The 13,955-nt window shown below is 71.9% G+C and carries 14 protein-coding genes; 12 read left to right on the forward strand and 2 right to left on the reverse strand.

The window, feature by feature from the left end:
• Window positions 1-501 precede the first annotated feature (501 nt).
• The 4 genes from VHW64_RS12590 to VHW64_RS12605 all read left to right on the forward strand — a co-directional run bounded on the left by VHW64_RS12590 (window position 502) and on the right by VHW64_RS12605 (window position 4,855).
• On the forward strand, window positions 502-903 hold the full coding sequence (locus tag VHW64_RS12590) for a VanZ family protein (RefSeq protein ID WP_329650906.1): 402 nt from the start codon (window positions 502-504) through the stop codon (window positions 901-903).
• Window positions 904-1,154: 251 nt separating this feature from the next.
• Window positions 1,155-1,505, forward strand: coding sequence for an MmcQ/YjbR family DNA-binding protein (locus tag VHW64_RS12595; protein ID WP_329650907.1), 351 nt, complete (start codon window positions 1,155-1,157; stop codon window positions 1,503-1,505).
• A 135-nt stretch (window positions 1,506-1,640) separates the two neighbouring features.
• A complete protein-coding gene (gene acnA, locus VHW64_RS12600; protein WP_329650908.1) occupies window positions 1,641-4,340 on the forward strand; it encodes an aconitate hydratase AcnA in 2,700 nt (899 codons plus the stop codon).
• 98 nt (window positions 4,341-4,438) lie between these two features.
• A complete protein-coding gene (locus VHW64_RS12605) occupies window positions 4,439-4,855 on the forward strand; it encodes a sigma factor-like helix-turn-helix DNA-binding protein (RefSeq protein ID WP_329650909.1) in 417 nt (138 codons plus the stop codon).
• 19 nt (window positions 4,856-4,874) lie between these two features.
• Here the strand turns inward: VHW64_RS12605 and VHW64_RS12610 are convergent, their stop codons facing one another.
• Both VHW64_RS12610 and VHW64_RS12615 read right to left on the reverse strand, forming a co-directional pair.
• Window positions 4,875-5,687, reverse strand: coding sequence for an ABC transporter permease (locus tag VHW64_RS12610; RefSeq protein WP_329650910.1), 813 nt, complete (start codon window positions 5,685-5,687; stop codon window positions 4,875-4,877).
• 53 nt (window positions 5,688-5,740) lie between these two features.
• Window positions 5,741-6,637 (reverse strand): ABC transporter ATP-binding protein, encoded by an 897-nt coding sequence (locus VHW64_RS12615; RefSeq protein ID WP_329650911.1) that lies wholly within the window; start codon window positions 6,635-6,637, stop codon window positions 5,741-5,743.
• 151 nt (window positions 6,638-6,788) lie between these two features.
• On the opposite strand from VHW64_RS12615, the gene VHW64_RS12620 reads away from it, so the two are divergent.
• From VHW64_RS12620 to efeB, 8 genes are all read left to right on the forward strand, one after another.
• Window positions 6,789-7,109: a thiamine-binding protein gene (locus VHW64_RS12620; RefSeq protein WP_329650912.1), complete on the forward strand. Its 321-nt coding sequence runs from the start codon at window positions 6,789-6,791 to the stop codon at window positions 7,107-7,109.
• 480 nt (window positions 7,110-7,589) lie between these two features.
• The gene (locus VHW64_RS12625) at window positions 7,590-8,066 is read left to right on the forward strand and encodes an XdhC family protein (protein ID WP_329650913.1); all 477 of its coding nucleotides are present in this window, start codon (window positions 7,590-7,592) and stop codon (window positions 8,064-8,066) included.
• Entirely contained in the window at window positions 8,063-8,788 is a 726-nt protein-coding gene (locus tag VHW64_RS12630) for a sulfite exporter TauE/SafE family protein (protein ID WP_329650914.1), read from the forward strand. The genes VHW64_RS12625 and VHW64_RS12630 overlap by 4 nt, the downstream gene beginning before the upstream one ends.
• 223 nt (window positions 8,789-9,011) lie before the next feature.
• Window positions 9,012-9,503 (forward strand): hypothetical protein, encoded by a 492-nt coding sequence (locus tag VHW64_RS12635; RefSeq protein ID WP_329650915.1) that lies wholly within the window; start codon window positions 9,012-9,014, stop codon window positions 9,501-9,503.
• 703 nt (window positions 9,504-10,206) lie between these two features.
• Window positions 10,207-10,710, forward strand: a complete 504-nt coding sequence (locus tag VHW64_RS12640) for a SigE family RNA polymerase sigma factor (RefSeq protein ID WP_329650916.1) — start codon at window positions 10,207-10,209, stop codon at window positions 10,708-10,710.
• A 30-nt stretch (window positions 10,711-10,740) separates the two neighbouring features.
• Window positions 10,741-11,352: a DUF3105 domain-containing protein gene (locus tag VHW64_RS12645; protein ID WP_329650917.1), complete on the forward strand. Its 612-nt coding sequence runs from the start codon at window positions 10,741-10,743 to the stop codon at window positions 11,350-11,352.
• A gap of 79 nt (window positions 11,353-11,431) precedes the next feature.
• On the forward strand, window positions 11,432-12,658 hold the full coding sequence (locus VHW64_RS12650; RefSeq protein ID WP_329650918.1) for an EfeM/EfeO family lipoprotein: 1,227 nt from the start codon (window positions 11,432-11,434) through the stop codon (window positions 12,656-12,658).
• Window positions 12,658-13,860, forward strand: coding sequence for an iron uptake transporter deferrochelatase/peroxidase subunit (gene efeB / locus VHW64_RS12655; protein WP_329650919.1), 1,203 nt, complete (start codon window positions 12,658-12,660; stop codon window positions 13,858-13,860). Before VHW64_RS12650 ends, efeB begins: the two co-directional genes overlap by 1 nt.
• The last annotated feature ends 95 nt before the right edge of the window (window positions 13,861-13,955 follow it).

Genomic DNA, 13,955 nt, shown 5'->3' on the forward strand with positions numbered 1-13,955 from the left:
GCGCGCAAACGCACCGGCTCGGCCGAGCCCAAGACGCGGCAGGAGCTCTACGAGGAGGCGAAGCGCCGCGACCTCCGGGGCCGGTCGAAGATGGGACGAGACGAACTCGCCCGCGCCCTCGGGCAGCGCTGAGCACGACCCCACCCCGAGCCGCGCAGCAGACGGTGAACCACCTGAGCGGCCGCGAGGGGTCCCCTGTGAGCCCGAGCGCGTCAGCAGGCGATCGCTCGCGGAGCGAGTCAGTGCTTGCGAAGGGGTGAGATACCGATGCGGTGAGCGGTTCAGGCGGTATCTCCGCAGGGCGGAGGCCATTTCGTCTGACGAGCGCGGCTGTTGGCAAGCGGTCGCGCTCACGCTCAGCACCAATGTGCGTCTTCCCGATGACCCACCACGTCGAGTGCGTCGCCCTGGTGACCCCGCGGGAACGTTCGTCCTGAGGTACCGGGACAAGGCACCTGAGGGGGAGGGGCGCCGCACGGTGGCCTGCCTACGGTGGACGGCATGCGCTGGATTGCTGCCGTTCTCCTCGGTCTCTACTGCTACGTCATCGGCACGCTCACCCTTGGCAGCAACGCCGCGGTGGGCCGGGCGTTCGATGTGACCGACCGCTTCTACCCGATGAGCGAGGGCCAGGCGAACGTCGCGCTCTTCATCCCGGCGGGCTTCCTGCTCGCCCTCGTCCTGCTCAACCCCCTGGTGGCCGTCGCCCTCGGGGTCCTCGGGTCTTCGGCGATCGAGTGGTACCAGCTGCACTACCTCCCCTGGCGCGTCTTCGACCTGCATGACGTGCTGCACAACGGCATCGGCGCGGCCATCGGCGCCCTGCTCGCCGTTCCCTTCGTGCTGCTGCTTCGCTGGCATCGCAGGGCTCGCGCCCAGGCCCCGCTGGCGCGGACACCGTAGACACCCTCCCGGCGCTGACTCGCCCACCACTGGTCGTGTCGAGGGGACGCCATGCCCTGCGGCGTCGCCGACGGCCGCGAGCTCATCGGGGCCCGGCGGTGCCTCCCAGGTCCGGGGAGGCCGGCCCGATGGTGCCCGAGGCACAGCTGTCCGGGAAGGCATGCCCGGCGAGGTGGACGTGCTCGTCGCTTCCATCCAGCACAGCGTGGTCGCGCGACCGCCCGTCGGAGGTCTGTGCCAGCATCGGCGGCATGCCCTGCGACATCGCCGACGCCCGCGAGCTCGCCGGACAGCTCGACGGCGCAGCGATGGTCGAGCTCCTCCACTACACCAAGCTGGAGGTGGCGGGCCGCACGTTCGGGTACCTCTGGGAGCCGACGTGCACGATCGGGCTGCGGCAGACCATCGCCGAGCAGCAGGCGCTGGTCGCCGAGCGCCCCGAGGTGTTCGAGGTCCAGTTCACGGCGTACGGCTACGGCTGGGTGGTCGCCCATCTCGAGGGCGTCGAGCGCGACGAGCTGGCCGAGCTGGTCTTCGAGGCCTGGCGACTGACCGCCTCCGCCGAGCTCCTGGAGAGCCGGGGCGAGCGGCTGCCGGTCTGAACGGCGATCGGCGCGGCCGGTTCGACGTTCGCGCGGTCCCGAGGTATCTTGACATCAAGATAACCCCGCTGTCGACCCGCCTACCCGGGCGGACGAAGATGGGCTCAGACAGCGAACGGCACGAGGAGATGGACGATGGCCAGCAAGGACAGCTTCGGGGCGTTGGGCGAGCTAGAGGCCGGTGATCGCACCTACCAGGTCTATCGGCTGTCGGCCGTCACCGGTGCCGGTCTCGAGGCCTCCGTCGCCAGCCTGCCGTACTCCCTGAAGGTCCTCCTGGAGAACCTCCTGCGCACCGAGGACGGCGAGGACATCACCGCCGACGACATCCGGGCGCTGGCCGGCTGGGACCCTGCGGCCGAGCCGGACAAGGAGATCCAGTTCACGCCGGCGCGGGTGATCATGCAGGACTTCACCGGGGTGCCCTGCGTCGTCGACCTGGCGACGATGCGCGAGGCGATGGCCGACCTCGGCGGCGACGCCACCAGGATCAACCCGCTGGCGCCGGCCGAGCTGGTGATCGACCACTCGGTGATCGCCGACGTCTTCGGCACGCCCGAGGCCTTCGAGCGGAACGTCGAGATCGAGTACGAGCGCAACAAGGAGCGCTACCAGTTCCTGCGCTGGGGCCAGGGCGCCTTCACCGACTTCAAGGTCGTGCCGCCCGGCACCGGCATCGTCCACCAGGTCAACATCGAGCACCTCGCGCGGGTCGTGTTCACCCGCGACGACGACGGCGAGACCCTCGCCTACCCCGACACCTGCGTCGGCACCGACTCCCACACGACGATGGTCAACGGCATCGGCGTCGTCGGCTGGGGGGTCGGTGGGATCGAGGCCGAGGCGGCGATGCTGGGCCAGCCCGTGAGCATGCTGATCCCGCGGGTCGTCGGCTTCGAGCTCGCCGGTGAGCTGCCCGAGGGCTCGACGGCCACCGACCTCGTCCTCACGATCACCGAGATGCTGCGCGAGCACGGCGTGGTCGGGAAGTTCGTGGAGTTCTACGGCGAGGGCGTCGGGGCCCTGCCGGTCGCCAACCGGGCCACGATCGGCAACATGAGCCCGGAGTTCGGCTCGACCATCGCCGTGTTCCCGATCGACCGACAGACCATCGAGTACCTCCGGCTCACCGGCCGCCCCGATGAGCAGCTAGCCCTGGTCGAGGCCTACGCCAAGGAGCAGGGCCTCTGGCACGACCCGTCAGCGGCCGACTACGTCGAGCCCCGCTACAGCGAGCGGCTCCAGCTCGACCTGTCGACCGTCGTACCGTCCCTGGCGGGGCCGAAGCGACCGCAGGACCGGGTCGAGGTGACCAAGGCGGTCGAGCTCTTCGCGAAGGCGCTGGCCGACTACACCGACGACGAGCAGGCGACGGCCGAGGTGACCCTCGACGGGGAGAGCTTCGAGATCGGCCACGGCGCGGTCTCGATCGCCGCGATCACCTCCTGCACCAACACCTCCAACCCGAGTGTGATGATCGCCGCCGCCCTGCTGGCCAAGAACGCCGTCGAGAAGGGGCTGGAGCGCAAGCCGTGGGTCAAGACGACCCTGGCCCCCGGCTCGAAGGTCGTCAGCGACTACTACGAGCGGGCCGGGCTCACGCCGTACCTCGACAAGCTCGGCTTCAACCTCGTCGGCTACGGCTGCACCACCTGCATCGGCAACTCCGGGCCCCTCATCCCGGAGATCAGCGCGGCCGTGGTCGAGAAGGACCTCGCGGTGGTCAGCGTGCTCAGCGGCAACCGCAACTTCGAGGGCCGGATCAACCCGGACGTGAAGATGAACTACCTCGCCTCACCGCCGCTGGTCGTCGCCTACGCGCTCGCCGGCTCGATGAAGGTCGACCTCTTCGAGGACCCGCTCGGGCAGGACTCCGAGGGCAACGACGTGTTCCTCGCCGACATCTGGCCGGCACCGGCCGACGTCGAGCGGGTGATCGGCGAGGCGATCACCGCCGACATGTTCACCGACGACTACGCCGACGTGTTCGCGGGCGACCAGCGCTGGCAGGAGCTGCCGACACCCGAGGGCGACACCTTCGCCTGGGACGAGGACTCGACGTACGTGCGCAAGGCGCCGTACTTCGACGGCATGCCGTCCGAGCCGGAGCCGGTGACCGACATCGAGGGGGCCCGGGTGCTGCTGAAGCTCGGCGACTCGGTGACCACCGACCACATCAGCCCGGCCGGGGCGATCAAGAAGGACAGCCCGGCCGGGCGGTACCTAGCCGAGCACGGCGTGGAGCAGCGCGACTTCAACTCCTACGGGTCCCGGCGCGGCAACCACGAGGTGATGATCCGGGGGACCTTCGCCAACATCCGGCTCCGCAACCAGATCGCTCCCGGGACCGAGGGCGGCCTCACCCGGGACTTCACCGACGACGGCGAGGTGAAGACCGTCTTCGAGGCCTCGGAGGGCTACCAGCGCGAGGGCATCCCGCTGGTCGTGCTCGCCGGCAAGGAGTACGGCTCCGGCTCCTCGCGCGACTGGGCGGCCAAGGGCACCGCTCTGCTGGGGGTCCGAGCGGTGATCGCGGAGTCCTACGAGCGCATCCACCGCTCGAACCTGATCGGGATGGGGGTGCTGCCGCTTCAGTTCCCGGCCGGCAAGACCGCCGACGACATGGGCCTGACCGGCGAGGAGACCATCTCGATCTCCGGTGTCACCGAGCTGAACGACGGTGGCATCCCGCGCACTGTCACGGTCTCGGTGGAGAAGGACGGCCGCACCGACGAGTTCGAGGCGGCCCTGCGCATCGACACGCCGGGCGAGGCGCACTACTACCGCAACGGCGGGATCATGCCGTATGTGCTGCGCAGCCTCCTGACCCGTTGAGTGGCGAGTTCTGACCCGTTGAGTGGCGGGGGACCCCTCCGAATCCGGCGCTCGTGGCGTGAAGCGTGTGTGATGGATGCATACGACCGGAGGTTCTGGTGACCAGGCAGCTTGCCGAGCGGCTTCGCGAGCTGGCCGAGGACGCCCCGGGGACGATCTCGTCGGACGGCCCCTGGCGCGAGGGACGGCGGCGCCAACGGCGTCGGCTGGCGACGCCGGGGGAGCAGCCCTTCAGATCCCGGACCGGCTCTACAGACCGAGCCCGTGGACCTCGACTGGTCGGCTCGTGCTCCGGCAGGCGCTGGGGCGGCTGGGCGCCGCGCCAGCGCGCGGTCATCGTGCTGCGCTACTTCGAGGACCTGACGGAGGTGCAGACCGGCGAGGCCCTCGGCATCTCGGTCGGAACGGTGAAGTCGCAGAGCAGGGACGCCCTGGCCCGTCTTCGAGCCGTGGTCCCCGACCTCGACGAGCACAACGTCATACGTTCCGAGGGCTATAGCCCACGGAACGTATGACGTCGCGGTGCTGCGGCGGTTACTTGACCTCGGCCCGCATGACCCGCCAGAGGCCGAAGGCCAGGGGCAGGAGCAGCCAGACCGTCCCGGTGACCGCGAGCTGGGCCCAGTCCTGCCCGGAGAACCCGCCGTCGTAGAGCTTGCCCTGGTCGAAGTTGAAGTCGACCCACGGCTGGGCCTTCTCGAACCAGTGCTGGTTGGCGGCCAGCACCATCGACAGGGTCGGCACGACGAACCAGTAGGTGAAGTACCCGACGATCGCGCCCGCGGAGTTGCGGGTGAGGACTCCGAGCATGAAGCCGACCAGCATCCCGATCAGGTCCGCGCCGACGATGTAGGCGATGGCGACCGGAGAGAGGTCCCAGGTGGTGTGGAGGCCCATGAGCTGCGACGCGACGATGTTGCCGACCGCGCCGATCGCGAGCGCCGTGGCCATCGAGGCGACCCCGATCGCCATCGTGACCGCGAGCTTGGCGCGGATCACCCGGCCCCGGTGCGGCACCAGGGTGAACGTCGTGAGGCCCGCTCGCTGGCTCCACTCGCCGGTCACCAGCAGGATCGAGACGACAGGCAGCAGGATCGTCATCGGGACGCCGATCGCCCCGGCGAAGTTGTCGTAGGTCATGTCGCTGTCCGACGCGAAGGCCAGGACGGCGCCCGTGGCCAGCACGCCGGCGGCGGCGATCGAGACCAGGAGCCAGAACCCCGACCGGGTGTCGAGCGCCTTGCGCAGCTCGACCCCGGCGACGGTGCGGAACGGGACTCGCTCGTGGGGGGTGCGCGGTCGTTCGCGCTCCCTGATGTGGGTGTTCTCCATGACTGCGGTGCTCATCTGGCTACTCGTCCCTGGGCTGGTCGACGTGCTGGTGCTGGTAGTGGTGGTGCTCATGCCGCCACGTCCTCTCGTGCGTTGTCCTTGGTGAGCTCGAGGAACATCTCCTCCAGGCCTGCTCCGTCGGCCGGACGGAGCTCGGTCAGGGCGACGCCGGCGGCCAGCGCCACCCGTCCGACCTGGGCGGTGTCGGCGTCGGTGCGCAGGCCGCCCAGCGATGTCTCGGCGGTGTGCCCGGCGTGGGTGAGCGCGGTGGCCAGGCAGGCCACGTCGGCGGCGCTGGCGAACGTGCCGGCGGCCTCGAGCAGCTCGCTCTTGGTGCCGGCCGCGACGATGCGCCCGTTCCCGATGACCACGAGGTCGTCAGCGACGACCTCGATCTCGTGCAGGAGGTGGGAGGAGAGCAGCACGGTGCCGCCCTGGTTGGCGAAGCCGCGGAGCAGGTCGCGCATCCAGCGGATGCCGGCCGGGTCCAGGCCGTTGGCCGGCTCGTCGAGCACGAGGACCTCCGGGTCTCCGATCAGCGCGGTCGCGATACCGAGCCGCTGGCGCATGCCGAGTGAGTAGTCGCGCACTCGGCGTGCCGACTCGTCGTCGGTGAGGCTCACCAGGTCGAGCATCTGGTCCACCCGCGACGCCGGCACCCGCATCGTGTGCTGGGCCAGGGTCAGGATCTCGCGCCCCGTGCGGCCGGCGTGCTGCGCCGACGCGTCGAGGAGTACGCCGATCTCCCGACCGGGGTTCGGCAGGTCGGCGTACCGGCGGCCGAGCACCGTGACGGAGCCCGAGGTCGCCGGGGTGAGGCCGACCAGGATCCGCATGGTCGTGGACTTCCCGGCGCCGTTGGGGCCGAGGAAGCCGGTCACCCGTCCTGGCTCGGCGCGGAAGGTCACGTGGTCGACGGCGGTGAAGCCGCCGTACTTCTTGCTCAGTGAGTCGACGATGATCATGGCCAGGACTCTCGCCCGTGCGCCCCGGTGCGCACATCGGGGAGGGCGCTGATCCGGGCCCTGCCTCGGCGTCCGGCGACCCCTAGGGGCCGGCCCCGACGACCTCGGGGTCCCGCCGCCGGGACGCACGCCTCACGGCTACGGTGGCTCCATGCTCGTTGCCATCAGCATCAGTCCGTCCGGCGGGTCCACCGACGCGAGCGGCGGCGTCAGCGCGTCCGTCGCCGAGGCCGTCCGGCTCATCCGAGAGTCGGGTCTGCCGAACGAGACCAATGCGATGTTCACCAACATCGAGGGGGAGTGGGACGAGGTGATGGCGGTCGTCAAGCGCGCGGTGTTCGCGGTCGCTGAGACCTCGCCCCGGGTCGGGCTGGTGCTGAAGGCGGACCTCCGCCGGGGCTACGACGACGGTCAGCTGACGGCCAAGGTCGAGCGGGTCGAGTCCGCGCTGCGGGCCGAAGGGACCACCTGAGGACCGGGCCCGTGGTTCGCGCCCTGACGTGCGCAACGGCTGCCCCTCCGCACCGGGAGAGGGGCGGGAAGGGCAGCCGCGCACGACACGGCGACGACCGGTCGACGTCCGTGCCAGGACCAGACAACCGGCTGGGCCGGCCTCTTTCTGTCAGCGACCTGACACAAGTTGCAGATCCGACCCCGACATGGAGCCCACCGGACCTACGGCGTGCGTCGGTCATGACGACCTGGGTGTGGTCGCCGCCCTCGTGACGGGGATCCGAGGGCGACGACCACGAGTCCGGCAACGCGGGTGCGGGGCCGGCACGACGGCCGCCGTTCCTTCGACGGGGATCTGGGAACGACGGCCGCCGTGGCCTTTGGGTGCCACCCCCGCGGGTTCCCACGAGGGCGGCTGTCGAGAAGCCAACACCAGATGGCAGCCGCCGACTGTTCGGGTCGTGACAGTTCGTGAAGTCATGCCTGGCAAGGTGGTCTCGTGGTCCCGACGCATCGCGAGCAGCCCTGGTCCGACGAGGCGCCCGAGCGCGGTCGCATCCTGGTGCTCAGCGACAACCCGATCTCGCGCGCCATCGTCGCGATCGGCACCGCGACCGGCCGGGTCGTCGTCGTCCAGGCGGACGACGAGGGCGGGCCGGGGCTCGCGCCTCTCGACCCCGCGGCCGGCGACGCCGTGGTGCTCTGCGACCACGACGCCCCGGACGCCCCGCGGTTCCTGCGGGACGCGCTGGCCTCGCGCGCGTCGTACGTCGCGATGATGGCCAGCCGGCGACGTTCCGAAGGCCTGCTGGCCGACCTCGCCGACGAGGCCGCGCCAGGTCTGGACAAGCTGCACGTCCCCGCGGGGCACAACCTGGGGGGCAAGGATCCGGGCGAGATCGCGCTGTCGGTGGTGGCCGAGATCGTGGCGGAGTCCTACGAGCGCCCGGGCGGCCCGATGCGCGGGCCCCGTTGACCGACCTCTCCTGGCAGGCCCTGGTCCTGATCGGCCTGGCCGCGACGGTCGGCGCCTACGTCCAGGCCGTGGTCGGGCTCGGGCTGGGGCTGCTCAGCGCGCCGGTCGTGGCGCTCCTCGAGCCCTCCCTGGTCCCGGTCCTCCCGCTGTGGCTCGCCTTGCTGGTGGCAGGTCTGAACCTGCTCGACGAGCACGAGCACGTCGACTGGCGCTCGACGGCCTGGTCCCTGCCAGCCCGGGTTCCGGGGACGGTCCTGGGTGCCTGGCTGGTCGCGTCGTTCAGCGAGCGGGAGATCGGGCTGGCGCTCGCGGTGATGGTGCTGGCGGCCGTGGCGCTCACGCTCCGCACCGTCGACGTACCCCTGAACCCCGCCAGCCTGGCGGCCGCCGGGTTCGTGGCCGGCGCGACGGGCACGGCGACCTCGGTCGGGGGGCCGCCGATCGCCCTGCTCTACCAGCGCGGGATCCCCGAGGTGGTGCGGGCCACCCTCTCGGTGTTCTTCTTCGTCGGCGTCATCGTGAGTCTCATCGGGCTGTGGATCTCCGGCTCCCTCGACCGGGAGCCGTCGCTGCTGGCGCTGGTGCTCGCCCCCGTCGTCCTCATCGGGTACGTCGCGGGCCGGCGCACGCGCGCCCTGGTCGCCGGCGACGCCTTCCGCGGCGCCGTGCTGGTCGTGTGCACGGTCTCGGCCCTCGCCCTGGTGCTCCGCTCGGTCACCTGAGCGGTCCGACCCCTCCGGAACCGCCGCTCGAGGCGTAGGGGTGAGGATGTCGCTGCGGAGGAGCACGGATGACGACCGACCTGAAGGACCGGCTCGGGGGGCTGGCGGCCCAGAGCCCACCGGCCTCGGCGCCGCCGGACCTGTGGGACCGGGGAGTACGTCGCCGGCGGGTGGTCATGGCCGGCCGCGCGGGCGTCGCCGCGGTGGTCGTCCTGCTTGGGGCTTGGGTGGGTTCGCCCGGCACGCCGCGCGGCCGGTCGAGCCCGCGGACACGCACGGCAGCGCACATCCTCCCGACGAGTTCTTCGACCCGAGCCGGTGGCTGCCGGCGTTCGCCTGGCCGCCGGGTCCGCTGGTAGCCCTGGTCCCGGCCCGCCACGCGTCGCTCCGGCACACGACGCCCGGCCTCGTCGGGGTCACCGCCGCGAGCGGCCAGTACGTCTTCCTCGACCTGCCGGCCAACGCCGTGACCACGTCCGGGGCCGACGAGCTGGCGCCGCCCGCGCTCTCGCCGGACGGCCGGCATCTGGCCTTCTGGACCACCGGAAGGCCGAGCGGCACTCCGAACGCCCACCTCGTCGGAGCGACCATCACCGGGGTCGCCGTCTGCGACACCACGACGGGCGCCGTGGTGAGCTCGCCGCTCCAGACCGTGCACGGCCTCGACCCGCCCTGCTCATCTGGGGCGACGACCAGACCTTGGTGCTGGGACTGAGCCAGGCCTCGCAGGGTGACGAGGAGGAGGGCAGCTGCTGCCAGAGCCGCTGGGAGGGCTTTGTCCACGTGGGTGCCGGCTCGGGAGACGCGGCCGCAGGTCCTGAGCGGTCACCTTCCGCTCTTCGTCGACCAGGACTCCACCAGCGCCACCCGAGGTCGACTGGCCGTCTCTGGTGACTCGCACCGGGTCGACCTGATCGACGCCACACCTCCGGGCACCGACCAGTGCTGCAGCTGTCGCTCCAGGTCCACCAGGCCGTGCTCTCCCCGGACGGCCGGTCCCTGGCCGCGACCTCGGACAACCGCCCGCGCGTGCTCCGGATCGTGCCGCTGACGCGGGCAGGTGCCGTGCTCGGAGATCCGGTGACGCTGCACCTCGCGGGACCCCACGACGGAGCGGTCTGGGTGATCGGCTGGCGGGGCGACACCGAGGTCGTGACAGGGCGCCGCACCAGCGTGACGGACGGGCTGCACAGCAGCCTGGTCAGCGTGGACGCCGGCACCGGACAGGTCCACGGCCTGGTGCGACACAGGTGCCGACCAGCACCTGGTCGACGGCCTCCAGATCGCCCCCGCCCTGCTTGCCGCCCCGTCGGCACACGCCGACGCGCCGCCCTCGCCGTGGAGCAGTCGCGCGGAGGCGGGCTCGCTCGGGTTGCTGGCCGTGCTGGCCGGCCTGGCGCTGCTCTACCGGAGGTCTCGTGGCTGGCGGGCGTGAGGACTTCGAGGCGTTCGTCGCCGCGAGGTACGCCGCGCTGCTGCGCACGGCGTACCTCCTGACCGGCGACCACCACGACGCCGAGGACCTGCTCCAGCAGAGCCTGGTCAAGGCCGTGGGGGCCTGGCGGCGGATCAACGGCGACCCCGGGCCCTACGTGCGGAGCATCCTGGTCCGGGCGAACGTCTCCCGCTGGCGCTCCCGGCGCTGGCGCGAGGTCGTCACGGAGTCGCCTGCGGACCGCGCGACGCCTGCCCACGACGTATCCGGGGCTGAGGACCGGCTGGCCCTGCAAGCCGTGCTCGGAGTGCTCGCCCCGCGTCAGCGCGCGGTGATCGTCCTGCGCTACTACGAGGACCTCACGAAGGCCCAGACCGCGGAGGCGCTGGGCATCGGAATCGGCACCGTCAAGTCGCAGACGAGGGACGCCCTGCGCCGACTGCGCGAGTCGGGGCCCGGGCTCGCCGAGACGCTCGTCTCGCCCTGACCGAGCCTGCGGCCCCGGTACCCTTCCCGCGTGTCGAGCACCCGCCCGAGCGCGGGCAACCCGCAGGTCCGGCGCCTGATCGTGCTGGTCGCCGTGCTGGTGCTGGTCGCCGCCCTGATCTTCGAGGTCTACAAGGCGACGCGTCCGCCGCGGGGCGGTGACCCGCACAACGACATCCCGGCCCTGAAGGCGACGAGGTACTACGACTTCGTCGGCGCCCAGCACACCACCGACCCGGTCCACTACCGGCAGGTCCCGCCGGCGGGCGGCCCGCACGACCCGACCTGGGACGACTGCGGCGTCTACCAGGCACCCCCGCGCAACGAGAACGCGGTGCACGACCTCGAGCACGGCACCGTGTGGATCACCTACCGTCCGGGCTTGGACTCGGCCGGGATCCAGAAGCTGGAGTCGGCGCTGGGCGCGGTCAAGACCGGCAAGATCATGCTCTCGCCGTATCCCGGGCTGCCCGCGCCGGTGGTGGTCACTGTCTGGGACGCCCAGCTCGACCTGAATGGCCCCGACGACCCGCGGCTGCCGACCTTCATCGGGTTCTACGGCGACGGGCACACCGCGCCGGAGGCGGCGTTCGCCACCTGCAAGGGCGGCGCCCACGTCATGGCCTCGCCCAGCAACCCCTGAGGCCGTTCGTCCAGCGTTCACCCGGCCGTCGTCCCGCACACCCCGACCCGCGATCTGTGCCTCCTAGCGTGACGCTGCCATGCGTCGTCCCACGTCCGCCGTCACCGCCGGGCCAGCCGTCGTCCTCGCGGTGGTGGCTTCGCTCGTGCTGGCCGGCTGCGGCTCGCACGGGGCCCGGGGCACCGCCACGAGCAGCGCGTCCGGCGCCGTCTCCTCGGCGGTCGACATCTCCACCTCCGACTGCGGCTCGTCGTGGCACCCGACCCACGCGGGCGAGCAGGACCTGACCGTGCACAACGCCGACCAGGACGCCGGCGAGGTCCAGATCGTGGGGCTCGGCCGGCACCGGGGCCTGGTGTACGCCGACATCGAGCCGTTCGGCCCGGGCACCACCGTCGCGCTGCACGTCCCGCTGTCGGCCGGCCGGTACTCGCTGGTCTGCCTGATGGAGGACCAGGCGCCCGTCATCGGTCCCAGCCTCACCCTCACCGGGGCGGGCTCCGGTGCCCCCGGGGTACCGATCCTGACCCAGAGCCAGCTCGTCCCCTCCGCCGTGCGCTACCAGGCCTGGACCCGGCGTCAGCTGCCCGGGCTCGTGCGGGCCACGCGCCGGCTCCGGACCCTGGTCGACCAGGGCGACACCGCCGCCGCGCGGGCTGCGTGGCTCACGGCGCACCTGGACTACCAGCGGCTAGGAGCGTCGTACGACGCGTTCGGCGACCTGGGCGAGGAGATCGACGGTCTGCCCGCCGGGCTCCCCGGCGGCACGTCGAGCGCGCACTGGACCGGGTTCCACCGCGTCGAGCGCGACCTGTGGGGGCACCCCACCGCGAGCCGGCTGCCCGGGGACGCCACCGCGCTCGACCGCGCCGTGGCGCAGCTCCCGCGCCAGGTCGGGTCCATGCAGGTCGACCCGCTCACGCTCACGCTCCGGGCGCACGAGATCTCCGAGAACGCGCTCCAGTTCCAGCTGACGGGGGAGGACGACTTCGGCAGCCACACCGACCTCGACAGCGTCCGCGCCGAGCTCGTCGGGACAGGGGCCGTCCTGCACGCCCTGGCAGCACCGATCAGCAGACGGGTCGCTCACCCGGCCCGGATCCGGGTCGCGCTGCGGCAGGCCCTGGCGGCGTTCACCCTCGCGACCCGCGCGAACGGTCACGTGCCGCTCGCTCGCCTGCCCCGCGCCGAGCGGGAGCGGCTCGACGCGGCCCTGAGCCTGCTCACCGAGCGGCTCGCCACGATCCCCGCCACCCTCGAGCCGCGGCTGACGTTCGCCTCGGAGCGCCTCGCCGGAGGAGACTGATGCAGGTCCCACGTCGCCGTGTCCTCACCGGTGCCGCCGCCGTCGGAGCAGTAGCCACGGCAGCCGGGCTCGCGGCCGGCGCTCGTGCCGACGACGCCCGGACGCCCGCGAGCGGGGGCGTGATCGCCTTCCACGGCGACCATCAGGCGGGCATCCGGACGACGCGGCAGTCGGCCGCCGTCTTCCTGGCCGCCGACGTCACGGCCTCGACCCGCGGCGAGCTGGCCCTGCTCCTGAAGCTGCTCACCCAGAACGCCCGATGGCTGACCGCCGGCTGGACGCCACCCGATGCCGGCCTCGGTGCGCCGCCGTCGGACGACGGCACGCTGGGCCCGGTCGTCGCCGCCGACGGGCTGAGCGTGACGGTCGGCGTCGGGTCGACGCTCTTCGACCACCGCTTCGGGCTCGCCGGCCGCAAGCCCCGTCGGCTGCGGCCCATGGACACCTTCCCCAACGACGACCTCGACCCCGCCCAGTGCCACGGCGACCTGATGGTGCAGATCTGCGCCGACCACCCCGACACCGTCATCCACGCGCTGCGACATCTCCTCAAGGTCACCCGCGGGCTGATCGAGCCGCGGTGGCGCATCGACGGCTTCGCCTCCCTGCCGCGCCCGACCGGTGCCCCACGCAACCTGCTGGGCTTCAAGGACGGCATCGCCCACCCGCCCACCGACGACTTCGACCAGCTCGTCTGGACCGGGCCGGGGGAGCCGGCCTGGACCGCCGGCGGCAGCTACCAGGTCGTGCGCGTGATCCGGATGCTCGTGGAGTTCTGGGACCGGGTGAGCATCGAGGAGCAGGAGAAGATGATCGGACGTCGTCGCGACACCGGAGCGCCCCTGTCCGGCACTGCCGAGACCGACACCCCCGACTACCACAACGACCCGGTCGGGGCGACGACGCCGCTTGACGCACACATCCGGGTCGCCAACCCACGCACCCCGCAGACGGCGAAGAACCAGCTCCTGAGGCGCGGGTACAACTACGACCGGGGCCTGGACGTCAACGGCAACCTCGACTGCGGCCTGGTCTTCGCCTGCTACCAGCAAGACCTGGACCGCGGCTTCGTCGCCGTCCAGAGGCGGCTCGCCGACGAGCCCCTCGTCGACTACGTCTCCCCGGTCGGCGGCGGCTACTTCTTCGCCCTCCCCGGCGTCCGCGACACCGAGGACTGGTACGGCCGACAGCTCCTCTCCTGACCGCCCGCACGCCATCGGGCCGGTCCAGCGTCCCGGTGAGTCCCAGCCGACGCGGGAGGTTCATCGACCGGTCATCTGGGGACCTCTCCACTTTC

It is taken from the genome of Nocardioides sp., assembly GCF_036267815.1.
Lineage (GTDB): Bacteria > Actinomycetota > Actinomycetes > Propionibacteriales > Nocardioidaceae > Nocardioides.